A 25,451-nucleotide genomic window follows, 5' to 3' on the forward strand; every position below is an offset into this window, starting at 1 on the left:
GATACGATGTTGAATAAATCTCCGTTCGTTCGAGAAGCGTTTACTACGGGCCGTTAGTTGTGCTTTCCGTCAGATGAAACGGATTGGTCCCCGTGACGACGACGAGAGCGGTATCGCCTGCGATCGACGAACGTTCCTGGTCGGCGGCGGAGCGCTCGCGCTGGGCGGACTGCTGGGCTCGAACGCCCTCGGCACGCCGTCGGATCGCGGTCCGTGGCCGGAGACCGAGGAATTCGTCGTTGGCTTCTCGTCGACGGTTTCGGACGTCGCGGCGGCGGCGCACGCCGCGGTTCCCGACGCCGTCGACGTCCGTCACTCGAACGAGACGATCGGGTACGCGACCGTGTCGCTTCCGTCGGTGTCGGAGCGAGTCCGAGACGGAGCCCTCGAGGCGATCGCGGCGGCGGACGTCGTCGAGTACGTCGAACCGAACGCGTCCCTCCACGCGTCGGTCGTTCCGAACGACAGCGAGTACGACCGACAGAGCGCGCCCCAGCAGGTCGGTTGCGAGACGGCCTGGGAGACGACCGTCGGGAGCGAGGACGTGTCCGTCGCCGTCGTCGATCAGGGCGTCCAGTACGACCATCCCGACCTCGAGGGCGCGACGGGCGAGGCGGGCGCGAACTTCGTCGGGAGCGGCGACGATCCCTCCCCAGCTGATGCCGACGAGCGCCATGGCACCCACGTCGCCGGCATCGCCGCCGGCGCGACGGACAACGGCGTCGGGACGGCCGGGATCAGCGACTGTTCGCTGCTGACCGCCCGCGCGCTCGGCGGGAACGGACAGGGCTCGCTCTCGAACATCGTCGACGGGATCCAGTGGGCCGCCGACGCCGGCGCCGACGTCATCAACGTCTCGTTCGGCGCGCCCCAACACTACGAGACGCTGTCCTCGGCCTGCGAGTACGCCCTCGAGCAGGGAGCCCTGCTCGTCGGCGCCGCCGGCAACAAGGGGAGCGAGACCGTCGACTTTCCCGCGGCCTACGAGGACGTCGTCGCCGTCGCGGCCCTCGACGGCGACGGGATCGCGTCGTACTCCAACGTCGGCCAGGCGATCGACGTCGCCGCGCCGGGGACCGACCTCCTCTCGACGGTCCCCTGGGACGACTACGCGCGGATCTCGGGCACGTCGATGGCGGCACCGGTCGTCGCCGGCGTCGCGGGCCTCGCGCTGTCGGCCCATCCCGACCTCTCGCCGCTGGAACTCCGCGAGCACCTCCTGGCGACGGCGACCGATCTCGGCCTCGACGAAACCCGTCAGGGCGCGGGCCGGGTCGACGCGGCCGCGGCCGTCGAGACGGCGCCGTCTCCTGACGGTGCCAACGGGGACGCGACAGGCGAGTAAAGCGACGAACCTGTTCGTGTTAGCGCCGAGTGCCGCCTCGAGTCGGGGCACCGTTCCGACCCGCTGACAATCGCGGTATTGCGATCGGTGCCGATCGAGCATCAACTGCCGGGGCGTTGTTTTCGGCCGGCGACGGCCGCCTGAATGGCCGCCTCTACCAGTTCACGTTTTAATAACCGACTCGGTTCCGTTCTCGCTCACCCGAGCCGGAACAATCTCGAATAAACAATCTTCAGTTCGATAAGAGTTTACTAATTTCAGGTTTTGTTGACTGTCACCCCATGACACAAAACGGTCCCCGAGACAGAGACACGGACGGCGGCTACGAGAGACGACGGATTCTGACCGGTGCCGGCGCGCTCGCCGCGGGCGGGTTACTCGGTGCGAGCGGGGTGGCCAGCGCGACCCCGGAGCGCGAACCGGGGCCGAAGAAAGAGGAACTCGTCGTCGGTATCTCGGCGTCGGCGCCGGACGTCGCCCGCGAGGCGCGCGCGGTCGTTCCCGGCGACGCGGATGTCGTCCACGCCAACGAGACGATCGGGTACGCGACCGTCAGCTTCCCCTCCGAAGCGCCGGCCCACGCCCGCGAGCAGTTCATCGAGGCGATCGAGCGGGCCGAGCACGTCGAGTACGTCGAACGGAACGCGACAGTCCAGTCGTTCGGCGAACCCGACGACACGTACTACGGCTACCAGAGCGCCCCCCAGCAGATCAACTGCGAGGCGGCCTGGGAGACCACGACCGGGAGTGCGGACGTTCTCATCGCCACCGTCGACCAGGGCGTCCAGTACGACCACCCCGACCTCGAGGGCGCCGTCGACGACCGACCGGGCGAGAATATCGCCGGGCGCGGGAGCGATCCGTACCCGTCGGCCGGCGACGAACAGCACGGGACCCACGTCGCCGGCATCGCCGTCGCCGAGACGGACAACGGCCGGGGAACGGCGGGGATCAGCGACTGTTCGCTGCTGGCCGTGCGCGCTCTCGACGCGAGCGGGCAAGGGTCGCTCTCGGACATCGCCGACGGGATCCAGTGGGCCGCCGACGCCGGCGCCGACGTGATCAACCTCTCGCTGGGCGTCGCCGACGACTACCGGACGCTGGCCGCGGCCTGCGAGTACGCCCTCGAGCAGGGCGCCTTGATCGTCGGGGCCGCAGGCAACGCGGGCGCCGACGGCGTCGCCTACCCCGCCGCCTACGAGGACGTCATCGGCGTCTCGGCCCTCGAGGGCGAGTCGGTGGCCGACTTCTCCAACACGGGGCCGGAGATCGACCTCGCCGCGCCGGGGACCGGCCTCGTCTCGACGGTCCCGTGGGGCGACTACGGTCGCATGACCGGAACGTCGATGGCGACCCCCGTCGTCGCCGGCGTCGCGGGGCTCGCGCTATCGGCTCATCCCGACCTCTCGCCACTGGAACTCCGCGAGCACCTCACGACGACGGCGACCGACCTCGGCCTCGAGGCGACCGCACAGGGCGCCGGCCGGGTGGACGCGGCTGCAGCCGTCGAGGCGGATTCAAACGCGAACGAGAACGTCGACGGAACCGACGAGGACGACGCCGGTCAGTGCGGCGACGAGACCGTTCGTGCGAGGGCCGACGGCTCCCTCTCCGGCGGCTGGTGGGGCGAGAGCGATCGGTACGTGTACGCGCCCCGCACGAGCGATCCGTGTTCGGCGACGATCTCGCTCGAGGGGCCCGCCGGCGCCGATTTCGACCTCTATCTCAACGTCGACGGCGAGTCGCCGACGCGGTGGAACCACGACGAGTCGTCCGCAGGCGACGGCGCCAGCGAGGCGATCGACCTCGAACTCTCGGGCGACGAGGATCTGCGGATCCAGATCCACGCGAACGCCGGCAGCGGGTCGTACACGATGCGGATCGAAGAACTGGGTCGGTAGCAGTAGCTAGTAGCGCGGCTTTTTATTCAGTCCGGGCAGTGTAAATCGCGTTCAGTACAGCCCGCTTGCCTATCGATATCGTTGTACCAATCCGAAACTATCGGTGTACGGAACAGCTGCGACGACTTATGTTACCCGTGCACGATTCGTGAGGGAGATTCCCACCAGCACGACGGCGCCACCGAGAATCGTCACGGCTTCCGGAACCTCACCGAGCAAGACGAGCGCGAGGATCGTACTCCCGACGGGCTCGCCCAGTAACGAGACGCTCACAACGCTCGACTCGACGTACTTCAGCGCCCAGTTGATGACCGTGTGGCCGAACATGCCCGGGAACAAGGCCATCGCGAGGAAGAGCATCCACTCCGTCTGCGGGTAGCCGAGAAGCGGCGCATCGCTCCCGACGGCAAGGAAGCCGAGGGCGACGGCACACACGGCGTAGACGACGAACGTGTAGGTGAACAGTGGGAGCCGCTGGCGGAGCGAGCGGCCCGAGAGCGTGTAGACGGCGCCGACGACCGCGCCGGCGAGCGCGAGGGCGTTGCCGTACAGTTGGGTAGTACTCCCCGCGAACGCGGTCTCGAGCGCCGAGACGATGTCACCGCCGCCGAGCAGCGGGTCGACGACGAGCGGTCCTACCGACATCGCGAACGCACCCGCGAGCGCGACGGTCATCCCGCCGATCATCCGCGGCGTGAGCCGCTCGTTGAGGAGCGCCGCCGCAGCGACGCCGACGAATATCGGCTGGGTGGTGATCAGCGTCACCGACGCGGCCACCGTGGTCAGCTCCAGGCTCTCGAAAAAGCTCGCGAAGTGGGCGGCCAGCGCCAGCCCCGAGACGATCGCAAAGACGAGGTCACGCCTCGAGATCGCTCGGAGGGCGTTGACGTCGCGGAGCGCAAACGGCGCGACGGCGACCGCCATGAACAGCACCCGGTAGAACGCCTTCACGACGCTCGGCGCTCCGCTCCACCGAACGAGGATCGCACTCGTACTGATGGCGATGACTGCGACCACGACGCCGACCATCGGGTCAACCCGCTGTTCTAGAGCTGTTATCCACTGATTCATACCGGGTGTTCAACGAACTGGGACAGTTCTCTCATACCGGATTCGTCTTCGGGCAGAAATATCCTATCAAATCCGCGAGAGGGGTCCCCTCATCAGTCCTGTATAACTTCCATTCAATCTGTTGCACGGTAGCGATTTCGATCCCGCTCGAAGTTATCTCATTTCTGGACGCTATTCACGTCGGTGAAATTGTTTCACGAAAGACGAACGGGCGCGATCCTGTGAGTCAGGGAGCGAGCGGCTTTTTAGCGTAGGTTTTTGCACCGAGAGGTGAGTGAGCACAGCGAGCGACCGAGGCGAAAAAAGGTGCGTGTACACACGTACCGAACCAAGGTGAATCGGACGTTCCGGTTCCGGACTCGAGTCGAGCCGATTCAGGAGTACTCGTCGCCGGATCGCTATCGCAGGTTGCTCCCGCTCCGAGCGACGAAAAGACATTACTACTCCGCCGGCGAATCACTCGAGCATGCCGCTTCAGACGCCGCCGTTGCGTGGGCTCCACGACGAGCGTGGCGCGAAGTTCACGGAGTTTGGCGGCTGGGATATGCCGGTCGAGTTCGATTCAATCCGGACGGAACACGCGGCCGTCCGCGAGGCCGTCGGGATCTTCGACGTCTCCCACATGGGACAGATCCACGTTACCGGACCGGACGCGACCGAACTGATGCAACGACTTACGACCAACGACGTCAGCCGACTCGCCGTCGGCGACTCCCAGTACGCCGCGATCACCGACGAGGACGGCCTCATCATCGACGACACGGTCGTCTACCGGCTCCCCAACGAGACCGACGAGGGGGCCCGCACGGACGAGGACGGCGAGCCGACCTACCTCTTCGTCCCCAACGCCGGCACCGACGAGTCGACCCACGAGCGCTGGATCACCTACCGCAACGAGTGGGACCTCGAGGCGACCGTCGACAACCGGACCGACGAGTACGCCATGTTCGCCGTGCAGGGGCCCGACGCCGCCGAACTGGTCGACGACGCCACCGCGGAGTCGATCACCGCGCTGGATCGGTTCGAGGCCCAGTACGCGACGGTCGACGGCGTCGACTGCTGGATCGCCCGCACCGGGTACACCGGCGAGGACGGCTTCGAACTGATCGTTCCGTGGTCGGAGGCCGAGCACGTCTGGTCGCTGTTCGACTGCCAGCCCTGCGGACTGGGCGCTCGGGACACCCTCCGGATCGAAGCCGGTCTCCTGTTGGCCGGACAGGACTTTGATCGCGAGTCCGATCCGCGAACGCCCTACGAGGCCGGCATCGGCTTCACGGTCGCCCTCGAGACCGAGTTCGTCGGTCGGGACGCCCTCGCCGAACTCGAGCGGGAGGGCGTCGAGGAGAAACTGGTTGGCTTCCAGTTGATTGATCGGGGCGTCCCGCGACACGGCTACGACATCACGAACACCGACAGCCGCGTGATCGGCACCGTCACCAGCGGCACGATGAGTCCCTCGCTCGAGCACCCAATCGGACTGGGCTACGTGCCCGTCGAGTACGCTGAACCGGGGACGACCCTGCAAGTCGTCGTCCGCGGCCAGTCCAAAAAGGCAAGAGTTGAAACGACACCGTTCATCGACACCGTATAACCATGAGCTTCGAAATTCCCGACGACAGACGCTATCTGGAATCGCACGAGTGGGCACTCGAGACCGACGGCACCGTTCGGGTCGGCATCTCCGACTTCGCACAGGACGAACTCGGCGACGTGGTCTTCGTCGAACTCCCCGACGAGGGCGACACCGTCACGCAGGAAACGGAGTTTGGCGTAGTCGAGTCCATCAAGGCCGTCTCCGACCTCTACGCGCCGGTCAGCGGCGAGGTCACGGCCGTCAACGACGACCTGTTCGACGCGCCGGAACTGGTCAACGACGATCCCTTCGGCGACGGCTGGATGCTCGAGATCGAGGCCGACGACGCGAGCGAACTCGACGACCTGCTCACCGCAGACGAGTACGAAGACCAGATCGCCTGAGAAGCGCGCCGAAGGCTGTAGCGTTCCGTCTCCGGTCGCCACCGCAGTCTCTCTTCTCTCCGTAGCGCGTCAAACTGACGCGATCACTCGAGACCGACGAGATACTCGAGCATCCCGTCGAGATCGGTGTTCGTCACGGCCAGCGAGTAGCCGTCGATGCGAGCCAGATCAGCGGCGTGATCCCAGAGTTCCTCCTCCTCGATCCCGTGGAGGACGACCGCGTTGGGCGTCGGATTGACGACCCGCAGGGCGACCAGCGGCGACTCGCCGCGGGAGACACCCGTAAACACCAGCACGCGGTTCGTGCTCTGCCCGTAGAGCCGGAAGAACTCCTCGCTCGAGAGGCGCGTGATCGCTTGGATGCTGTCGATGACCGTGTGGCCGCTGATGCGGTCGGTGCTCCCGGTGGTGATCCGGGTCGCGTCGATGTCGTCGTACAGTTTCTCGAGCGGGATGGAGGTCGCATACTCCCGCAGATCGTGGACGACGTCGCTGTCGAAGCCGGCCGAGAGGACCCGTCCGTACTGCCGGATGCGGTCGCCGCCACGCCGTTCGTCGATCGAGAGCAGTCCGTCGACGAGCCGGCGGACGACGCCGATGCCGGGGCTCTCCCGGCGCCCGCTCTCGTAGTCGGAGATTACCGACGACGAGACGTCCAACTCGGTGGCGAGATCCGTCTGCGAGATGTCGAAATCGGTGCGCCACTTCCGCAAGGTCGCGCCGGGGTCGTCGCTCAGCGTGATTTCCCCGGCGATCTTCTCCGCGAGTTCCCGTTTTGGCCCACGTCCGCCCATACGCGAGGGGTCGCGCGGTCGACTCAAGTAGCTACTGGAGACGCCGCGGCCCGTAACCCTATCTCACGCCGTTGGTTCCCACGGTACCGCGTCCCGAAAAGTGAGTCCAGCGCGCGATTACGCGGTCCCGCTCCGGCCCGTGACGGTCGCGTATCCGACGCGCCAGCCGACCAGCAGGAGGAACCCGAACCCCGTGATCACGAGCGGGAACGGCCAGGTCGCCGAGTCGCCGAACAGCCCTTGCCGGAGGAGCAACCCGACGTTCGCCGCGCCGAGCCACACTACCGCCGTCAGCCGGGCCGCTCGAAACGGCGCCGCGGCGGCCGACCGCGTGTAGAGTCCGGCCAGCGCCGCGACGACGAGCCAACCGATCACGAACGGGACGATCGTCTCGAGCGTCGCGAGGGGCTGTGCGAGCGGATTCGCCTCGTGGCTGAGTTGGCCGTAGACCAGCAATCCGGTGACCAGGCCGACGTCGCCGACGCCGAGGGCGAGCGTCGTTCGGTCGACCGACTCAGTCCGACCGTCCGTTCGAACTGCGGTGTCCATACGTCCCTCTCGCGGCCGAACCACTATTGATTTCCCGGTTGCGGTGCGCCGTCGCGAAACGGGTCTCGCACTCTGCCCAGCTACACGGGAGCGACGGATTCGGCGGCGTCACTGACGCCGATCGGCCCGTTCGCCGGCGGTCTGTCAAAAGAAAACTAATTAAGGATGAATACAAAGGTTGCGCCAATGGCTGTGGCCGACGACCGTCAGGCTGGCTGCGAGGGGTGTGGCCGAACGGTGCCACTTGAGGACCTGACGACGGTGACGATGCCCGACGGGGAGCGGGTCGCGTGCTGTCCCCGCTGTGAGCCACACGCACGCGAGGCCGCGCGGAAGTGCTCGTCACTGGATCAGCGGCGGGCCGCCTGCGACGGCTGTACCGGAACCTACCTCGAGACCGAACTCGAGGACGTCGTCCTCGAGGACGGAACCGTGCTCGTGTGCTGTCCGTCCTGTGCGAGGGAGGCACCGGAGCCGGAGGGGGACGCCGGCGCGGCAAGCGCGGAAGACGGGGAGCGCGCGGCCGCCGACCGCGGTGACGAGGCCGAGGGGAGCGGCGAGGAAACCCTCTGTCTGCAGTGCAACGAGTGGGTTACCGCCGAACTGTTCCGCGTGACGACCATCGACGACCGAACCGAGAAGTTCTGTCTGACCTGTAAGGAACGCGCCGAAGCGGACGGCATCGTCAAGGACGTCGATATGCGGAAGACGAAAGCCCGGGAGGTCCTCGGCGTCGAGGCCGACGCGACCGACGACGAGATCAAGACGGCCTTCCACCGACAAGTCAAACGCGCCCATCCCGACCGGGAAAGCGGCAGCAAGTCGGCGTTCAAACTGGTCCGAGAGGCCTACGAGCGATTGACGGAAGACGACTGACGACCGTCGACCCGAGCGGCGCGGTCGGTCGCGTTATCCGGCGTCTCAGCGTCCCACTTTTCGCGTCTCGACTCGCATCACTGGACCTCAGTATCTGGCTCGAGCAAGCCGTTCTCGGTTTGATCGTGATAACACACTGCACGAAGCGTTTCCGACAGCGTTCGTGCCGGCCCTGTGATCTGTCTTACGTCGTGATTTTTTCATCTGTCTCCCCTACCGTGTTATAACTGTATATTCACCAAACTCCTATCGTGAATTGACCGACAGCGGCCGTTACGCTAATACGCTTTCGACCCGCCTCGGTAGGAGCGAAAAAATTCCGAAAGTTAAAGTCGTGCTATTATCTACGTGTAGGGAAGAACTTCATGACTGATAGTACGATGAACGCAAATTCGGGTGAGGGCGCGCTCGACGTCGGGGAAGCCGACGAGTTATTCGGCGACCTCGAGGAGGAATCGCTCGAGGAGGGAGCCAACGACGGGGAGGCGACCGACGAGACGGCCGAGGAGTCGTCGAACGGGGCGGACGAATCCGAGACCGTCGAAGATCGGACGGCTGCCGCGGTTTTCGGAGAACTACAGAACTCCGCGACCGACGCCGACGATATCGATGACGTGCTCGAGGACGAGAGTCCCGACGACATCATCGCGAGCGCGGACGAGCCGGAGCCCGAGGCTGAATCGGTCGACGACGACCTGCTCGTCGACGAGAGCGAACTCGCGGATCTCCTGTTGACCGATCGGACGAAAGACGAGGAGTTCCTCTGGGTCGAGACCGACGACGAAACCGACGAGTCGTCGTCCGAGACCGAAGCCGACGGCGGCGATGCTTCGGACGCCAAAGCGTCGGCCGCGGCGACCGACGCCGACCGGTCCTTCGAGGCGGACGACAGTTCCTCGGTTTCGGCCGACAACGGCGACGGCAACGGGAGCGACGCTGACGACGCTCGAGCTACCGTTTCGGGCTCGACGTCGTTGGCCGTCGACGCCGACGAGACGACGGCCGACGAGGCCGCAGCATCGGCGGATACCGAGACCGAGACCGAGACGGCGGCCGAACCCGCCGAGTCGACGGCCGCGGATGAAGCGGACGACGAGGCGGACGTCGAGGAGACCTCGCTCGACTCCGACGAGAACACGGACGTTCCCGCGACGACGGACGAGGACGGCGGCTCCGGCGGCCTGCTCGGCTGGCTGCGATCGAAGCTCGGTGGCCTGTTCTAAGTCCGATTTGCTCGGCCGGCTTCCCCCCACGACGCTGGCAGTACGGGGCGTGCTCTTCGATCCGGTCGGTGCTTCGTTCTCGACGTGATTCGCTCTCGAGTCGATCGCTCCGGACGCTTCGTTCGAGTTTCAACGACCGCGGACGCGCCGTTAACACTCCGGATGCCACACGACATCCTCCCGGCGGACCGTGAACGGGCGACTCCCGCACTCGGGACAGCCGGTCCCGCCGCGGTCCATATCCGGTCGTTCGGGGATCGTATGCGCGGTTCCACACTCGTCACACACGATGCTGACGGGCATGCCAGAACGGACGGTCGGCTCCCGCAAGGGAGTGCTGCCGGGATCTGCGCGTTCCGACGGGGAGACTGCGCTGCAACTGCGCGACTGCTCGGTCGACACGCGGCGGAACGCTCGAAAAAACGACGGCCGAAACCGACGACGGTCGGTCCTCGAGTCGCGACTCGAGAGGCGTCCGACCGGTCGCGGCGTTACGCGAGGAACTCTTCGATGTGGTCGGCGACTTCCTCGGGCGTGTCGCCGACGGGGACGCCCGCGTCGTTGAGGGCGCTAATTTTGCTCTCGGCGGTGCCGGTCCCGGAGCCGGAGACGATGGCGCCGGCGTGACCCATCCGCTTGCCTGGCGGCGCCGTGCGGCCGGCGATGAAGCCGGCGACCGGCGTGTCGACGTAGTCGTCGATGAACGCGGCGGCCTCCTCCTCGTCCTCGCCGCCGATCTCGCCGCACATGACGATGGCGTCGGTGTCGGGGTCGTCCTCGAACAGTTCGAGGGCGTCGACGAAGTCGGTGCCGATAATCGGGTCGCCACCGATACCGATGGCGGTGGTCTGGCCGATGCCGCGGTTCGTGAGGCTGTCGACGACCTGGTAGGTCAGCGTCCCCGAGCGGGAGACGAGCCCGACGTTCCCTTCGGCGAAGATGTTGCCGGGGAGAATGCCCAGTTTGGCCTCGCCGGGGGTGATGAGACCCGGACAGTTCGGACCGATGAGTCGGGTGTCGGTCTCGGTGAGGCGCTTGTTGACGCGGGCCATGTCCTGGGTCGGAATGCCCTCCGTGATCGCGACCGCGAGGTCGAGATCGGCGTCGAGCGACTCGAAGACGGCGTCGCCGGCGAACGCTGGCGGGACGAAGATCACCGAGGTGTCGGCGTTCTCCTCCTCGACGGCCTCGTGGACCGTATCGTAGACGGGGACGCCCTCGACTTCCTGGCCGCCCTTGCCGGGGACCGCGCCGGCAACGACGTTGGTGCCGTACTCCATCATCTGCTGGGCGTGGAACTTGCCTTCCCCGCCAGTGATGCCCTGTACCACGACGCGCGTGTCGTCGTCGACTAGAACGCTCATTATTCGTTCACCTCCCCAGCGTACTCGACGGCACGCTGTACCGCATCCTCGAGGGTCTGTTCGACCGTCACGAGGTCCTCGTTGAGAATTTCCATACCTTCCTCCCAGTTGGTGCCGGCCAGGCGGACGACGACCGGCTTGGGGATCTCGTCGAACTGCTCTAACGCCTCGTTGATCCCGCGGGCGACCTCGTCGCCGCGCGTGATCCCGCCGAAGATGTTGAAGACGACGCTGTCGACGTTGTCGTCCGAGAACACCATATCGAGCGCGTTCGCGATGCGCTCGGCCTTCGCGCCGCCGCCGACGTCGAGGAAGTTGGCGGGCTCGCCGCCGTAGTGATCGACGAGGTCGAGCGTCGTCATCACGAGACCGGCGCCGTTGCCGATGATGCCGACGTTACCGTCCAGACGGACGTAGTCAAAGTCATACTCGTCGGCCTTCTGCTCGAGTTCGTCGCCGCCCGCAGCCTCCTCTTCCATCTCGGCGAGTTCGGGCTGGCGGAACAGCGCGTCCTCGTCGATGTTCATCACGGCGTCGGCCGCGATGACCTCGTCGTCGCTGGTGACCATCAGCGGGTTGATCTCGGCATCGGAGCCGTCGCGGTCGTCCCAGAGCTGGTAGAGCGTAGTGAGGACGCTCGAGACGTCGCGTGCGATCGACTGGTCGACGCCCGCGTCGTAGACCGCCTTGCGGGCCTGGTACGGGTGCATTCCGAAGGCGGGATCGATGTGCTCGCGCGCGATGGCGTCGGGGTCCTCCTCGGCGACCTCCTCGATGTTGACGCCGCCTTTCGTCGAGACCATCGCGACGGGTTTGCCCTCGCCGCGGTCCATCGTGATCCCCACGTAGAGTTCGTTAGTGAAATCGACCGCTTCCTCGACGAGGACGCGATCGACGTGGTAGCCCTTGAGATCCATCCCCAGAATCTCGTCGGCCGCCTCGCGCGCTTCGTCCTCGTCCTCGACGAGTTTGATCCCGCCGGCCTTGCCGCGGCCGCCGACTTGTACCTGCGCCTTGATCGCGACTGGATACCCGATCTCCTCGGCCGCGGCGACCGCGCCGTCGACATCGGAGGCGAGTTCTGATGCCGGCGTCGGAATGCCGGCGTCGGCGAAGACCTGCTTCGCCTGGTACTCGTGCAATTTCATAGCCATTCGAACGGCCGTTCCGACCTTGCTTAAATCCTGTTAGTTTCCACTCGCGACGGAAAATCGATCGATGACCGGAAACTCCATCGCGTTCGTCCGGGCCGAACGTGTTTCCAGCCGACTCCTTTGTGGAGATTTTCAACTAGGGTCGGTAAACTGCTTTCCACTCGTCCGAACTTACCGGCACTTTCCTCCCTCGAGTACCCGATTTTGTAATCCGATCAATCGTCGGCGGACGTGGACTCGTCGACCGGGGACGCGCTGTGATTCCGGCCGTCTCCGTTCGCGTCCGCCTCCGGCGTCTCCAGCCGCGCGACGTCGACGATCAACACGTTGTCGGTCGGCTGGATGGCGTCGATCACGCCCGCCAGCAGCAGCTCCGTTCCGGGGGAGATCCCGACCGCGATCGTATCGCCCTCGTCGAACTCCTGGAGGGACTGCTGGAATTGGAGGTGCGCCCGACACAGGTCTGGGTGATGGACGTTCGTAAAGCGGACCTCGTCGACGACCGCGTCGGCGCGGTCGAAGTCGCGGGCCAGCACACTCGGTTCGGGATCCTCGTCCGGTTGTCGACCGAGCACCGAGTACGCGATATCGGTCGGCCGGTAGCCACCCTTCGGCCCCCTGACCCCCTCGACCAGATCCAGCTCTCGAAGGTGACCCATCTGTCGGCGGACGCTCTCGGTTTCGAGTCCGAGCTCCGCCGCGATAGTTTTCGCCCGAACGGGAGACTCGTCCGACTGATACTCGTTGACCAGCGCAGTCACCGCCCGCCGCTGCGCCGTCGTCAACGTAATCTCTGCCATACCGGGAGTAGTCAACGCCGCTACTTATCCCTGCGGGTGTACCGGGATATCGAGTGGAACGACCCCCTCGAGTCGCGCCGATCAATCCCATCTCGAGGGTCGTTCAGCCCGTACCAACGCAGCATTCAAGCGTCTTCCACCCCACGTTTTCCCACGGTCGTGGCCGAACTCGTGAGCAACTCGATCGCATCGCACCGGACCCGACGCTGGATGTCGTCGCTCGAGTCGGCCCTCCGCCTGTTCGTCCACAGCAACCTCTTCATCTCGCTGGCGACGACGAGCGTCGTCGTCACGACGATCCTGCTCGCGAATCTGCCCCTCGAGCCGCTTCCACTCTTTATCGTCTTCGCGGCCACGCTGTTCGTCTATACCGTCAACCGGTTCACCGACCTCGAGGAGGACGAGGAAAACGTTCCGGAGCGCGCCTCGTTTACGAAACGGTACGGCCGACTGCTGCTCGCCGCGGGCGTCGGCCTGTACGTCACCGCCATCGGCGTCGCTGTTATCCTCGGGCTCCCCGGCGCAGTCTACCTCCTCCTCCCGCCGGTCGCCATCCTTCTCTACTCGGTCGGCGGGATCAAGCAGGTGTTCCTCGTGAAGAACCTGTTCGTCGGGTTTGCCTGGGGCATCGTCCCGCTCGGCGTCGGCTACTACTACGGCCGACTCTGGACGCTTGAGATCCTCGCGTTCGCGGTGTATCTGACCGCGATGATCACCGTCGCGGCCGCCATCTTCGACATCAAGGACATCGAGGGCGACCGGCAGGAGGGGATCGCGACCGTTCCGAACCGGTTCGGGACGGCCGCGACCCGTCGGTACTCCCAGGCCGCGAACCTCGCGATCGCCGCGGCCGTCGTCGCCGTCGTCGCCGGGAGCGACCTCTCCCTCGAGTTCCTTTCCCTGCTCGCGATGAACGGCTACGTCGCCTGTTACATCCCCTTCGCGACGCCCGAACGCGGACCGCTGTACTACGGGTTCGTCGTCGACGGCGAGCACGTCTTTCTGGCGGCCGTCGTAGTGGGACTCGACTGGCTGGTCTGGTAAGCGGTGGCCTGGCCGCTGGCGCGGACCGACTCCTCCGGGTTTATGATCTATCGTGGTGTATGCTAACTCTTGTATCACCATGTCCGAACACGATCGCGAGCAAGAGCTGGAGGACTTCCTCATCCTCCGCGAGCTGGACGAACCGATCACCGGGGCGGAACTGGAGGCGGCCGGCGAGCAATCCGGGAAGACGCTGTCAAACCTCCGGGACGAGGGCGTCGACATCCGGTGGGTCGAATCCGAAGTCCTGACGAACGAGGAGGGCGACGTCACCGGGACGTTCTGTCACTACCGAGCCGAGAGCGAGGATGCCATCCGCGAACACGCGGATCGAGCCGGGCTGCCAGCGACGCACATCGATCGGCGCGGGGAGCCGCTCGAGGGTGAATAACCCGCACCGATCGCGGGAGAACCGCCGGTGACGCGCCCACGCCAATCGTCGTCTTCTTTGTCTGGCGCAGGGTGCGATACGCGCGTTTAGCACGGGAAGACACTTACCAGCGGTCGGGGAAGGATATCGTATGGCGAACAACCCATCACCGGCGTCTCTCGTCGCGACGATCGTCGCGGCGGTCTTGGGGGTTCTCGGAGTGTGGCTCCCGTGGGTTCGGAAGCGTCCGGCCGGCTACAGGGACGGCGGGGCGATCTACACCACAGAATACGTGTCGGGCATGGAGACCGGCCTTCGCGGTATCGACCCGTTCGTCATTTTGCTCGTCGTGATCGTTGTCGGCGTCGCCGTACTAGCCCGATACCGATCCTGGCGACCGGATATCGCACTCGTCGGTGTCGGCGGACTGTTGCTCTGGGTGTTCGGCACCATCTTTCGAAACTACTGGACGGTCGAGCAGTATACAGTCGAAATCGGATTGTACTTGCTGCTCGCCAGCGGGTTCCTCTTCGTTCTCGTCGGCGCCGGTGGCGTTCTCAAGCGACGCCTCGAATCCGGTACGGATCACGGCCGTGACCCACGAATCGGGTAATTCGAGCACGCGATGGTCGAACCGCCACACGTTCTCAGGGACGTTCCGCGGAAGTAAACGGTGCTACTAGCTACCGCTCATCGATCGAAAACGCGGTCGCTGCTCGAGCCGCCTGCGACCGACGACGGACCGCTCAGTCTCGGTCGGCTTCGCTCCAGTCGCAGTCCTGGCACTTCCAGCCGGTGACGAGCTCGGTGACCGACGGCATGTAGGTCACCTCGAGGACGTTGCCGCCGCAGTCCGGACACTCTCGGTCGGCTTCTTGGATGGAGTCGACCTCCATGACGGAGTCGCCCTCGACCAGCTCTGCGAGTTTCTCGGCCGTAACCATTCGCCCCTGAACGACGCGGTTCTCGCTCACGGTCGGCGCTACCGGGTGCGGGACCCTAAGCGTTTTCAACGCCGGTCGCGCTCCGCGTGCGAATCGGACGATTTAACCCGGAGAGGGGACAATCCGCCACTGCGTGCGAGGGTAGCCAAGCGGCCAACGGCGGCGGACTCAAGATCCGCTCGTGTAGACGTTCAAGGGTTCGATTCCCTTCCCTCGCATCGTATGCGGTGCGAAAGCACCGATAAAGATGCGGAAGATCAACACGGAGCGATCTTCCCTCGCAAACTTCTCCGCGTCGCTCGAAACGACCAGCCGCGACTCTGACTGTAGGGACTCGTCCGACGTGCCTCTTCGGAATAGATATGTCTATTGGTAACGTAGCTCACTCATGAGCGACCACGTTCTCGTCCCGTTCGACGGATCGGCGCCCGCCCGTCACGCGCTGGAACACGCGCTCGAGAACTTTCCGGGCGCGGAGATCACGGTGCTGACGGTCATCGACGAGGTCGGGCACGAGTCGGAGTACGCGGAGGCCGAAGAGACGGGGCAACTGTTCGCGAGCGCGAAGCGGCGGCTGGAAACCGCCGACGCGATCGCCGAGGAGTGTGGCGGTTCGATCCGCCGCGTCGCCGATATCGGCCCGACCTGCGAAACGATCACCGAGTACGCGGAGACCGCGGACGTCGATCACGTCGTTATCGGGACCCACGGCCGAACGGGGATCGCCAGAATCGTCGTCGGGAGCGTTGCCGAAACCGTCGTCCGGCAGAGTTCGTCGCCCGTCACGGCCGTCAAGTAGCGGTTCGACGCTCGGCCTCGAGCGAACCGCGGGTATATACGTCCAAGGGTCGACTGTACGGACGACCGAAAGACGCGCTGTCTTTCACACACTGCGTCGGGAGCGGGAACGAACGCGTCGTTCGCGCTCGCCGACGGAGTCGCACGGCAGTCGAGTTCGACTACCGCATCTGTGACAGGCCGCTATGATCGGCGTTTCCTATGGAAATCGAAATCGCAACAATCGGCGGCTACGAGGAAGTCGGACGGCAGATGACTGCCGTCCGCGCGGGAACCGACATCGTCATCTTCGACATGGGGCTGAACCTGTCGAAGGTACTGATCCACGACAACCTCCGCACGGAGGGGATGCACAGCCTGGACCTGATCGACATGGGGGCGATCCCCGACGATCGGATCATGAGCGACCTCGAGGGCGACGTGAAAGCGATCGTCCCGACCCACGGCCACTTGGACCACATCGGCGCCATCTCGAAGCTGGCCCACCGGTACGACGCGCCGGTCGTCGCGTCGCCGTTCACGATCGAACTCGTCAAGGGCGAACTCGCGGACGAACAGAAGTTCGACAGCGGGAATGACCTCGTGAAGATGGAGGCCGGCGAGACGATGTCGATCGGCGACTCCGGTAAGGTCGAACTCGAGTTCGTCAACGTCACCCACTCGATCATCGACGCGATCAATCCGGTCCTCCACACGCCCGAGGGCGCAATCGTCTACGGGCTGGACAAGCGGATGGACCACACGCCCGTCATCGGCGATCCGATCGACATGAAGCGGTTCCGCGAGATCGGTCGCGAAGGCGAGGGCGTCCTCTGTTACATCGAGGACTGCACCAACGCCAACAAGAAGGGCCGCACCCAGTCCGAGCGGGTCGCCCGGGAGCACCTCCGGGACGTCCTCTACAGCGTCGAGGACTACGACGGCGGCATCGTCGCCACCACGTTCTCGAGTCACATCGCCCGCGTGAAGAGCCTCGTCGAGTTCGCCAAGGATATCGGCCGCCAGCCCGTCCTGCTGGGCCGCTCGATGGAACAGTACTCGGGCACCGCCGAACGCATGGGCTTCGCCGAGTTCCCGGACGACCTCGGCATGTTCGGCCACCGAAACTCCGTCGACCGCACGTTCGAGCGTATCATGAACGAGGGGAAGGAGGACTACCTGCCGGTCGTCACCGGCCACCAGGGCGAACCCCGCGCGATGCTCACTCGGATGGGCCGCGGCGAGACGCCCTACGAACTGGACGACGGCGACAAGGTCGTCTTCTCGGCCGGAATCATTCCGGAGCCGACCAACGAGGGCCAGCGCTACCAGGCCGAGAAGCTGCTCGGCATGCAGGGCGCGCGGATCTACTCCGATATCCACGTGTCGGGCCACCTCCGCCAGGAGGGCCACTACGAGATGCTCGATGCCCTCCAGCCCCAGCACGTCATCCCGGCTCACCAGAACATGAAGGGGTTCTCGGGGTACGTCGACCTCGCCTCGAACCAGGGGTACAAACTCGGACGGGACCTCCACGTCACGTGTAACGGCAACCTCATCCAGCTCGTCTGATCAGGGCCGCCGCGCTCTCGATCGCGAGACGTTCTCGAATCGCGCTTCGGAACCTCCCGCTCGAGCGACGCGAACTCGTCCGCTCGGACGAGCCGCCGTAGCGACCCCCTCCATCGCGGATGTAAACACCGGGTTCTACCGGCAGTCGGTCGGTACAACGCCGGTTTGTCTTCGAAATTACACGACTCAAGAGCGTCTTCTCTGTCGGTCGGACGGGCCGTATCATTTACCAGTTGGTGGCGTCAATCGGGAGGGCAATGGGTGAGAGAGCCGAAATCGTCGAGCTGGTCGGGAGCTCGACCGAATCGTGGGAGGACGCCGTACAGAACGCGATGGACGCCGCCGACGGAACGATCGGCCACATCAGCGGGGTCGAGATCGACTCGGAGCCGACCGAGACCGGTCGCGAGGGCGGGGAGACCGAACGGTACGTGGTCACGCTCGAGGCCTCGTTCGACCCGGAGGGGAGCTGAAGGCGTCGTCGTCGGTCGCTCGGCGTCGCCGCGTTCCGTGCGCCGTCGGCTCGTTTTCGATCGCTTCGGAGCGCGGAAACCGGTTCGGACCGACCGTGGGCGGCTCCGCGACCGCGTTTAATCGTCCCGCGGCGGCGGCGAGTAATCGCCGCGGGCGAACCTGCCGAAGCATAGTTCGCGGAACGTGAGCTGATAGTGTTGCTCCTGGTACTCGCGTTCGACCGCCTGAAAGTAGTTGACGACCGTCACGAGCAACACGCCGCCGACGGCGTTTCCGAGGAGCACGGGGAGGGCGAAGTCGATCGCGCCGGTCGCGAGCGCCAGTTCATCGCGGAAGACGAGAAACAGCACTTCGGTCGCCGAGACCACGCCGTGGTAGAGGTTCCCCAGCGGGATCGCGAGGAAGGCGACGTACACCAGCACCAGCCGCGCGGTCGTGTCCTGGGACGCGTAGTCGAGCCAGACGACGCCCGCGACGATCAGGCCGGCGAACACCCCCTTGAAAAACAGGCTCGACCACGGCATTGCGACCCCCTGTTCGGCGATACCGACCGCGGTGGACATGACGGACGGGGAGAAGACTCCCGTGTTCGCCAGCACGTACGCGCCCAGCGCGCCGCCGAGCAGGTTGCCGAACAGCACGATCGTCCAGACGGTCAGCAACGCCGGCACACTCGCCAGTCGCTCGAGGACGAGCGCGACCGGCGGCAGCGTGTTCTCGGTGAACAGCTGGTAGTCGCCGATGATGATGTAGACGAAGCCCAGCGGATAGAGGAGCGCGCCGACAATCGGCGCGCCGCCGGTCCCGTCGGTCAGCGACGCGTAGAGCATGAACGTCAGCGTGATCGCAAAGCCCGCCGCCAGCGCACTGAAGAACAGCTCCCGGATCCCGGTCGTGATCTCGTCGTCGGCCGCGGCGACGATCCGGTGGAAGATCTCGTCCGCCGAGAATCGGTCGCGGACGACGGCTCCGGCGGCTGGAACCCCGCGCGAGGACTGCTCGACGGCCTCTCGGATCGTCTCGTCGTCGAGTGCCTCCTGCGCTTCCGACTCGTCTCGCCCCCGCTTCTCGCGGGACCGCTCATCGGCGCTCATGGTGGCGAGTACGCGATGGACCGAATAAAGCTGTCGTCACACGGGTGAAATGAACAGTCCTGTCCATCGAGAGCGGCGAACTCGAGTCGGTCACCGAGGCGGCGCGCTCGTCGTGGCGCCGGCGGCTCGAGCCAGACCCAAAGGGCAACGCCTTTTGACGCCGTCGCCCCGACGAACACCATGAGCAAACACGACGGGGCTGCCGGGCGCGCGAGCGTCGCGGTCCACGCCGCCCGCGCCGGGGCAGATGTCGCCGCGGGCTCCTTTCGCGGCGAACTCGAGGTCGACCGGAAGGACGGCAAGACCGACGTCGTCACGCAGGCCGACCGCGAGGCCCAGCAACGTGTGATCGACGTGATCGAGGCCTCCTACCCGGACGATCCGATCGTCGGCGAGGAGGACGACGCGCTGAAGGCGGTTCCCGAGACGGGGCCGGCCTGGATCGTCGACCCCATCGACGGAACGAACAACTACGTCAACGGGATCCGCGCGTTCGGGACGGCCGTCGCGGCGGTCCGCGACGGCGACCCCGTCGCCGCGGCCACCGTCTGTCCCGCGCTGGGGGACACCTACCGCGTCGGGCCGACGGGCGCCGTTCGCAACGACGAGCCCCTCTCGGTCAGCGACTGCGCCGATCCCGAGGCTGCGACCGTCTGCCCCACCTACTGGTGGAACTTCGACCAGCGCGACCAGTACGCCGCGGCGGTCAGCGGCCTCACCGACCGCTTCGGCGACGTTCGCCGCTTCGGCTGCGCCCAGCTCGAGCTCGCGATGGTCGCGTCGGGCGCGCTCGAAGGGACGATCACGAACCTGCGGGCCAACCCGTGGGACACCGTCGCGGGCGTCGCGCTGATCCGGGCGGCCGGCGGGACCGTGACGGACCTCGAGGGGAACCATTGGTGCCACGACAGCGAGGGGCTGGTCGCCTCGAACGGAGCGCTCCACGACGAACTCCGCGCCGCCGCGCGGACGATCGACGAAGGCGGCGACTGACGGCGGTCGGGATCCGACCGACCGCCGATGCAAAAAAATCGGAAACGGTAAGCGGCCCCCGTACAGCTACTCTCGCATGGACGAGTTCATCGAACGGTACGGGGCCGAGCGAGTCTGGGCCGCGACCGTCGTTCTCCTCGCCGCCGGCGTGGCGCTCGCTGCCTCCCTCTTTTATCAGCCCGTCTACGTCGATCTGATCTGGCAGTACTATTGGGGGCCAGTGGTCGCAGACGCTCACGGCTGGAGCTGTGTCGCCTGGGCGGACGGGAATCCGGTCCACTGTAGCGAGGTCGGTCCGAACGCCGGACCGACCGCCGAGCCCGGCTACACGTTCGTCTCCTACGCGGGCTACATTCCGACGCTCGTTCTGATGGCGATCGGGATCCTCTTCCTGGTTCGCCGCCTCGAGATCGAGCGCTACCGCGCGGGCTTCTTCGCGCTGTTCCCGTTCATGCTCTTCGGCGGCGCCCTGCGGGTCGTTGAGGACACGAGCGTCGCCGCCTACCGACAGACGGGCGAACTCATGATGGAGTTGCCGTGGATCGGCTTCCTGATTAGTCCGCTGATCTACTTCACCGTCGCCCTCCTCACGGTGATCGCCGTCGTCGTGTCGGTCTGGCTCGACCGAACCGACCGCGTCTCGGGCTACGAGTACCCGCTCGCGGCGATCGGCACGACCTACCTGACGGTCACGCTCGCCTATCTGGTGTACGCGTCGACGCAACCGTACGCGGACTTCCATCCGCTGCTCCTGCTGACGACGCTCGTCGGCGCGACCCTCGCCACGGCCGTCACCTGGCTCCTCATCGGGACGTTCGTTCCCGAGATCAACCGAGGAACGGAGTACATGGGAGTGGTCGTCATCTGGGCCCATGCGGTCGACGGCGTCGCGAACGTCATCGGCCTCGACTGGGCGACCGCCTTCGGCCTCGAACACAACCTCTCGCCGAAACACCCCATCAACGGGGCGATCGTCGACATCACCGGCTCGGTGTTGCCTCCCAACGTCGTCGACACGATCGGCGCTGCCTGGCCGTTCCTGCTCGTGAAACTCGTCGCGGCCACGTTCGTCGTCTGGGTCTTCAACGAGGAGATCTTCGACGAACAGCCGCGATTCGCCGTCCTGATGCTGATCACCGTCGTCGCCGTCGGCCTCGGTCCCGGGACGCGGGACATGCTCCGAGCGACGTTCGGAGTCTAGGCGCCGCGGCGGCGACTCGACCCCTTTCTCGACGAGCGACGAAACGGAAACAGCTACGGCACTACCTGACAACAGTTCGAGTAGTGATGCAGGCCTACTTGTTCGTCCACTTCAGGGAGAAGCGGACGCCGGACGGTGAGCAGGTGTACTTCGGAATCAGCGAAGACGGGTTCCACTGGGAGACGGTAAACGGCGGCGACCCCGTCCTCTGGAGTTACAAGGGCGATAAGGGGGTCAGGGATTGTACGATCACCAGAACGGCGGACGAGCGGTTCGTGATACTGGGCACGGACCTCAGCCTGGCCTACGGGATGCCCAATCAGTACGGCGGCTCGTGGGAGGAGATCACGCGCAACGGGAGTAACTCGCTGGTGATGTGGGAATCCAAGAACTTGACCGACTGGTCCGAACAGCGGATGGTCGAACTTGGAGGCGAGGCGTTCGGCTGTCTCTGGGCGCCGGATATCACCTACGACAGCGAGAACGCCGAGTACGTCGTCCACTGGTCGTCGGCCCACCGCAGCGACGATTTCGAGGAGAAGGCGATCTATTACGCGCGAACCGAGTCGTTCGAGGAGTTCTCGGAGCCAGAACTGCTGTACCGGAAACCGGACAGCGGCGTCATCGACTCCGCGATGTACGAGGAGAACGGATCGTACTACTGCTTCCTGAAAAGCGAAGCGAACCCCGCCGGGATCATCCTGCTGAAGGCCCAGCGTCCGACCGGACCGTTCACCCGAGTGACGGCGTTCGACCGCACCATGGAGGGACTGGAGGGCGAGCGGTACGAGGCGCCAACCGCCGTAAAACTCGAGGACGGCCGGTGGTGTCTGTTCGTCGATTACTTCGGCGGCAGTCCGGAGACGCAGGGCTATGTTCCGTTCGTAGCCGAGTCGCTGGAGGACGAGTTCGTGCGCGCCGACGACGAGTTCTCGTTTCCCTACGGATTCAAACACGGCACGGTGCTTCCGATCACGGGCGAGGAGTACGACCGCCTGAAAGCCTACGAGAAGGATCCGTCGGAGCGGTAGGCGACGCCCTCGACGGTCACTGTCACCGCCGCCAGAACGCGCCGGTGAAGATGACGAGCGCTGGAATGATTTCGAGGCGGCCGATCCACATCAGGAAGATCATCACGAGTTTCGAGGAGTCAGGGAACTCGCGGTAGCTGCCGAAGGGACCGAGTTCGCCGAAGCCCGGTCCGATGTTCCCGATCGTCGCGATGCTGGCGCTGATCGCGTCGATCGGTTCAAGCGAGACCGCGCCGCGGGTCGAGTCGACGGCGATGAACACTGTCGCGACCACGAAGATGAATAGGTACAGCAGGGTGAAGCCGAGGACGCCGCGGATGACGTCCTCGTCGACGACGTAGCCGCCGAGGCGGATCGGTTTGACCGCTTCGGGGTGGGCCGCGGTAAACAGCTCTCGGCGGGTGACCTTCAGGACGACTAGCCAGCGGATGATCTTGACGCCGCCGCCGGTCGAGCCGGCGCAGCCGCCGATGAACATCGCGACGAGGAGGACGGTCTGGGCGACCGGTCCCCACTCCGCGAAGTCGCTCGTCGCGTACCCCGTCGAGTTCAACAGCGAGACGGTCTGGAAGGCCGCGTGGCGCAAGGCGCTCTCCCCGTACCCCTCCGTCGCGCCGCCGAGTTCACCCAGCGGCGGGGCGCTGCCGCTGTAGAGCAACGCGGCGACGATCGCGGTCACGACGGCGATCGCACCCGCGTAGGCTCGAAACTCGGTGTTCTGGAAGAGCCGCCCGGGCTCGCCGTCTAACACGTACCAGAACAGCGCGAAGTTGGTGCCGGCGATCGCCATGAAGGGGATGACGACCCACTGCACGGCGGCGGAGAACGCGGCGACGCTGTTCGCCTCGGGCGAGAACCCGCCGGTCGGGAGCGTCGTGAAGCCGTGGGCGACCGCGTTGTAGAAGCCCATGTTCGGCGCCACCCCCGCCAGGTGGAGGCCGTACAGCAGGGCAATGTAGACGATCGTGAATCCGAAGTAGACGAGCCAGAGGATGCGGGCCGTCTCGGCGATCTTCGGCGTCAGCTTCTGGAGCTCCGGTCCCGGCGCCTCCGAGCGGATCAGCTGCGCGCCGTTGACCGCCAACTCCGGCAGGATCGCGATCATCAACACGATGATCCCCATCCCACCGAGCCACTGGGTCAGCTGGCGCCACATCATGAGGGCGTGGGAGTGTTGCTCGACGGAAATCTCGGCCATCACGGTCGCCCCGGTCGTCGTGAACCCGGACATCGACTCGAACAGCGCGTTCACCGGGTGTCTGAGCGCCGAATCAGTTCCGTAGCCGGCGATGACGTACGGGATCGCTCCGACAACCGCGACGGCCAGCCACGAGAGCGCGACCAGCAACAACGCCTCTCGCGGCTGCAGATCGGGGTCCGGATCGAGCCGCTCGAGGCCGAACCCGATCGCGACGGTGAGCACGATCGTCGCCGCGAACACGAGGAAGTGTTCCCCGTAGATGATGGCGACGACGACCGGGACGAACAGCGTGAGGGCGAGATACTTGAGAACGGTTCCAGTCAGCGCGACGCTCGCCTGCCAATCGACACGTATATTCATACTCTCAGATCTGGCTTCGCTCGAGCCGGAATCGTGGTCGGGGAAACTCGACGTCGGTACATAATTCCACTGAAGTGGTCCGTCGCCGAGACCGACGGCGTCGCCGGACGTCGCTACTCGACGCCGCGACCGGGACGCGAGCCGCCGACTATGTCAACCGACCATCTATATGCACGGGTCGCGTAGGTTCACCCGGCATGTCTCGACTTCCAAGCATCCGGCACCCGGTCTCGTTCTTCGACGTCTTTACCGTTACCGCCGTATCGATCGTCGTCGTCGCCGCGGTGCTGACGGTCTGGCACGGGACGTTCGTCCGCACGGAGATGGCCGTCTTCACCGTGCTCGTCTTCGGCTGGGTCGCCTGGGCCATCAACCGGATCCTCGAGGAATCGGTCCACAGTTCCCAGCGGGATCGGCGACGCAACTGGAGACGGTAACGATCCGTGACGCGCCGGTGCTGCTCGATGGCGAAGCGCTCGCTCCGTCCCCGTTAGCGGCGATCGGTTTCGAACGCGTCGAACGTGGAATCGGTGAACTCGCCTCGAGAGAGGACGGTCAGGATGTCGCCGGCCCGGATCTCGCTTTCGCCGGTCGGCGTCAGCACGGCGTCGTCGCGTTCGATCGAGACGACGAGCACGCCGTCCTCGAGGACGTCCTCCTCCCCAGCGCGTTCCAGGGTCATGCCGGCGACCGGCGCGTCGTCGTCGACGGTCAGTTCGACGACCTCGTTGCCGCCGGTGAGGCTGACGTAGTCCGAGAACTGCTGGTGAGTCTCGGCCGGGCCGAAGGGCTGGTAGGACTGAAACTGGTCCGTTCGGACCATCTTCTCGTCGTCGATCTCGAGGCCCAGAGCCGCGAGCTCCCGGCCGACGTCGTTGATCGCGTCGACGTCGTCGCCGACGGCGAGGACGTGGAGGTTCTCCTGGCCGGCGACGAACTCCCGAACGTTGACGACGCCGGCGATCGTCCGCGACTGCTGGGCGAGGCGTGCGCGCTCTTCGACGGGCGCCGTCGCCACGTACAGCGTCGTGAGCATGCCGTCGGCGGCGTCGAAGTTCACGTTCGCGTGATAGCCGCTGATGATTCCGGCGTCCTCGAGCTGATTGATCCGGTTTCGAATCGTCGCCGGCGAGACGCCCACCTCCTCGGCGATCATCGGGGCGGACGTGTTCCGCGCGTCGTCCATCAGCGCGTGGATGATCCGTTTGTTCACTTCGTCGAGACGAACGCTCATACCCCCGACTACGGCCACGGGACTGAAGGCTCCTGCTTTTTGATCGCTCGCCCGGACACTACTAGTGACGTGACTGCACTCCGGCCGAGTCGGGAGGTAGCG

The 25,451-nt window shown here is 65.6% G+C and carries 25 protein-coding genes, 1 tRNA gene and 1 pseudogene; 17 read left to right on the forward strand and 10 right to left on the reverse strand.

Annotated elements, in window-relative coordinates:
• Window positions 1-73: 73 nt before the first annotated feature.
• Window positions 74-1,345 carry a S8 family serine peptidase gene (locus EH209_RS00975; protein ID WP_126661136.1) on the forward strand — a complete coding sequence of 424 codons (1,272 nt, stop codon included), beginning with the start codon at window positions 74-76 and terminating at the stop codon, window positions 1,343-1,345.
• Window positions 1,346-1,626: 281 nt separating this feature from the next.
• Window positions 1,627-3,246, forward strand: a complete 1,620-nt coding sequence (locus EH209_RS00980; RefSeq protein WP_126661137.1) for a S8 family serine peptidase — start codon at window positions 1,627-1,629, stop codon at window positions 3,244-3,246.
• A gap of 126 nt (window positions 3,247-3,372) precedes the next feature.
• Here the strand turns inward: EH209_RS00980 and EH209_RS00985 are convergent, their stop codons facing one another.
• On the reverse strand, window positions 3,373-4,317 hold the full coding sequence (locus tag EH209_RS00985) for a DMT family transporter (protein WP_164721979.1): 945 nt from the start codon (window positions 4,315-4,317) through the stop codon (window positions 3,373-3,375).
• A 466-nt stretch (window positions 4,318-4,783) separates the two neighbouring features.
• Between EH209_RS00985 and gcvT the strand changes: the two genes are divergently transcribed.
• Together gcvT and gcvH are read left to right on the forward strand one after the other, a co-directional pair.
• Window positions 4,784-5,908 (forward strand): glycine cleavage system aminomethyltransferase GcvT, encoded by a 1,125-nt coding sequence (gene gcvT / locus EH209_RS00990; protein ID WP_126661139.1) that lies wholly within the window; start codon window positions 4,784-4,786, stop codon window positions 5,906-5,908.
• A gap of 2 nt (window positions 5,909-5,910) precedes the next feature.
• On the forward strand, window positions 5,911-6,294 hold the full coding sequence (gene gcvH / locus EH209_RS00995; protein WP_126661140.1) for a glycine cleavage system protein GcvH: 384 nt from the start codon (window positions 5,911-5,913) through the stop codon (window positions 6,292-6,294).
• A gap of 83 nt (window positions 6,295-6,377) precedes the next feature.
• On the opposite strand, the gene EH209_RS01000 is transcribed toward gcvH, so the two are convergent.
• Both EH209_RS01000 and EH209_RS01005 read right to left on the reverse strand, forming a co-directional pair.
• Window positions 6,378-7,088, reverse strand: coding sequence for a helix-turn-helix domain-containing protein (locus EH209_RS01000; RefSeq protein ID WP_126661141.1), 711 nt, complete (start codon window positions 7,086-7,088; stop codon window positions 6,378-6,380).
• Window positions 7,089-7,205: 117 nt separating this feature from the next.
• Window positions 7,206-7,637 carry a DUF3054 domain-containing protein gene (locus EH209_RS01005; RefSeq protein ID WP_126661142.1) on the reverse strand — a complete coding sequence of 144 codons (432 nt, stop codon included), beginning with the start codon at window positions 7,635-7,637 and terminating at the stop codon, window positions 7,206-7,208.
• Between the two features lie 186 nt (window positions 7,638-7,823).
• Here EH209_RS01005 and EH209_RS01010 point away from each other — a divergent pair, with 186 nt between their 5' ends.
• Both EH209_RS01010 and EH209_RS01015 read left to right on the forward strand, forming a co-directional pair.
• The gene (locus tag EH209_RS01010) at window positions 7,824-8,513 is read left to right on the forward strand and encodes a J domain-containing protein (protein ID WP_126661143.1); all 690 of its coding nucleotides are present in this window, start codon (window positions 7,824-7,826) and stop codon (window positions 8,511-8,513) included.
• A gap of 365 nt (window positions 8,514-8,878) precedes the next feature.
• Window positions 8,879-9,736: a hypothetical protein gene (locus EH209_RS01015; protein WP_126661144.1), complete on the forward strand. Its 858-nt coding sequence runs from the start codon at window positions 8,879-8,881 to the stop codon at window positions 9,734-9,736.
• A gap of 491 nt (window positions 9,737-10,227) precedes the next feature.
• Here EH209_RS01015 and sucD read toward each other — a convergent pair whose 3' ends face one another.
• The 3 genes from sucD to EH209_RS01030 all read right to left on the reverse strand — a co-directional run bounded on the left by sucD (window position 10,228) and on the right by EH209_RS01030 (window position 13,054).
• Window positions 10,228-11,100, reverse strand: a complete 873-nt coding sequence (gene sucD, locus EH209_RS01020; RefSeq protein WP_126661145.1) for a succinate--CoA ligase subunit alpha — start codon at window positions 11,098-11,100, stop codon at window positions 10,228-10,230.
• Window positions 11,100-12,248, reverse strand: coding sequence for an ADP-forming succinate--CoA ligase subunit beta (sucC, locus tag EH209_RS01025; RefSeq protein ID WP_008895037.1), 1,149 nt, complete (start codon window positions 12,246-12,248; stop codon window positions 11,100-11,102). Before sucC ends, sucD begins: the two co-directional genes overlap by 1 nt.
• Window positions 12,249-12,469: 221 nt before the next feature.
• Window positions 12,470-13,054, reverse strand: coding sequence for an Rrf2 family transcriptional regulator (locus EH209_RS01030; RefSeq protein WP_126661146.1), 585 nt, complete (start codon window positions 13,052-13,054; stop codon window positions 12,470-12,472).
• 210 nt (window positions 13,055-13,264) lie between these two features.
• Between EH209_RS01030 and EH209_RS01035 the strand changes: the two genes are divergently transcribed.
• The 3 genes from EH209_RS01035 (at window position 13,265) to EH209_RS01045 (ending at window position 15,081) form a co-directional block, all read left to right on the forward strand.
• Window positions 13,265-14,098, forward strand: coding sequence for a UbiA family prenyltransferase (locus tag EH209_RS01035; RefSeq protein ID WP_249038722.1), 834 nt, complete (start codon window positions 13,265-13,267; stop codon window positions 14,096-14,098).
• Window positions 14,099-14,177: 79 nt separating this feature from the next.
• The gene (locus EH209_RS01040; protein WP_126661148.1) at window positions 14,178-14,489 is read left to right on the forward strand and encodes a DUF4242 domain-containing protein; all 312 of its coding nucleotides are present in this window, start codon (window positions 14,178-14,180) and stop codon (window positions 14,487-14,489) included.
• A 130-nt stretch (window positions 14,490-14,619) separates the two neighbouring features.
• Window positions 14,620-15,081 carry a hypothetical protein gene (locus EH209_RS01045; RefSeq protein ID WP_249038723.1) on the forward strand — a complete coding sequence of 154 codons (462 nt, stop codon included), beginning with the start codon at window positions 14,620-14,622 and terminating at the stop codon, window positions 15,079-15,081.
• Between the two features lie 133 nt (window positions 15,082-15,214).
• Here the strand turns inward: EH209_RS01045 and EH209_RS01050 are convergent, their stop codons facing one another.
• Complete coding sequence (locus EH209_RS01050; RefSeq protein ID WP_126661149.1) at window positions 15,215-15,442, reverse strand: DUF5795 family protein; 228 nt, start codon at window positions 15,440-15,442, stop codon at window positions 15,215-15,217.
• Window positions 15,443-15,547: 105 nt separating this feature from the next.
• Here EH209_RS01050 and EH209_RS01055 point away from each other — a divergent pair.
• The 4 genes from EH209_RS01055 to EH209_RS01070 all read left to right on the forward strand — a co-directional run bounded on the left by EH209_RS01055 (window position 15,548) and on the right by EH209_RS01070 (window position 18,234).
• Window positions 15,548-15,630: transfer RNA gene (locus tag EH209_RS01055), tRNA-Leu, on the forward strand.
• Between the two features lie 170 nt (window positions 15,631-15,800).
• The gene (locus EH209_RS01060) at window positions 15,801-16,211 is read left to right on the forward strand and encodes a universal stress protein (RefSeq protein ID WP_126661150.1); all 411 of its coding nucleotides are present in this window, start codon (window positions 15,801-15,803) and stop codon (window positions 16,209-16,211) included.
• A 200-nt stretch (window positions 16,212-16,411) separates the two neighbouring features.
• On the forward strand, window positions 16,412-17,761 hold the full coding sequence (locus EH209_RS01065) for a ribonuclease J (RefSeq protein ID WP_126661151.1): 1,350 nt from the start codon (window positions 16,412-16,414) through the stop codon (window positions 17,759-17,761).
• Window positions 17,762-18,018: 257 nt separating this feature from the next.
• Window positions 18,019-18,234 carry a dodecin family protein gene (locus EH209_RS01070; RefSeq protein ID WP_126661152.1) on the forward strand — a complete coding sequence of 72 codons (216 nt, stop codon included), beginning with the start codon at window positions 18,019-18,021 and terminating at the stop codon, window positions 18,232-18,234.
• 135 nt (window positions 18,235-18,369) lie between these two features.
• Here EH209_RS01070 and EH209_RS01075 read toward each other — a convergent pair.
• Window positions 18,370-19,329: pseudogene (locus tag EH209_RS01075) on the reverse strand (formate/nitrite transporter family protein); the annotation flags it as partial.
• Window positions 19,330-19,509: 180 nt separating this feature from the next.
• Here EH209_RS01075 and EH209_RS01080 point away from each other — a divergent pair.
• From EH209_RS01080 to EH209_RS01090, 3 genes are all read left to right on the forward strand, one after another.
• A complete protein-coding gene (locus EH209_RS01080) occupies window positions 19,510-20,322 on the forward strand; it encodes an inositol monophosphatase family protein (protein ID WP_126661154.1) in 813 nt (270 codons plus the stop codon).
• Window positions 20,323-20,398: 76 nt separating this feature from the next.
• On the forward strand, window positions 20,399-21,523 hold the full coding sequence (locus EH209_RS01085) for a DUF63 family protein (RefSeq protein ID WP_126661155.1): 1,125 nt from the start codon (window positions 20,399-20,401) through the stop codon (window positions 21,521-21,523).
• 86 nt (window positions 21,524-21,609) lie between these two features.
• Window positions 21,610-22,554, forward strand: coding sequence for a glycoside hydrolase family 43 protein (locus EH209_RS01090; RefSeq protein WP_126661156.1), 945 nt, complete (start codon window positions 21,610-21,612; stop codon window positions 22,552-22,554).
• 22 nt (window positions 22,555-22,576) lie between these two features.
• Here EH209_RS01090 and EH209_RS01095 read toward each other — a convergent pair whose 3' ends face one another.
• Window positions 22,577-24,115, reverse strand: a complete 1,539-nt coding sequence (locus EH209_RS01095; RefSeq protein ID WP_126661157.1) for a TrkH family potassium uptake protein — start codon at window positions 24,113-24,115, stop codon at window positions 22,577-22,579.
• 197 nt (window positions 24,116-24,312) lie between these two features.
• Here EH209_RS01095 and EH209_RS01100 point away from each other — a divergent pair, with 197 nt between their 5' ends.
• A complete protein-coding gene (locus EH209_RS01100) occupies window positions 24,313-24,552 on the forward strand; it encodes a hypothetical protein (protein ID WP_126661158.1) in 240 nt (79 codons plus the stop codon).
• A 53-nt stretch (window positions 24,553-24,605) separates the two neighbouring features.
• On the opposite strand, the gene EH209_RS01105 is transcribed toward EH209_RS01100, so the two are convergent.
• Window positions 24,606-25,349 (reverse strand): Lrp/AsnC family transcriptional regulator, encoded by a 744-nt coding sequence (locus EH209_RS01105; protein ID WP_126661159.1) that lies wholly within the window; start codon window positions 25,347-25,349, stop codon window positions 24,606-24,608.
• Window positions 25,350-25,451 lie beyond the last annotated feature (102 nt).

The organism is Haloterrigena salifodinae (assembly GCF_003977755.1).
GTDB classification, from domain to species: domain Archaea; phylum Halobacteriota; class Halobacteria; order Halobacteriales; family Natrialbaceae; genus Haloterrigena; species Haloterrigena salifodinae.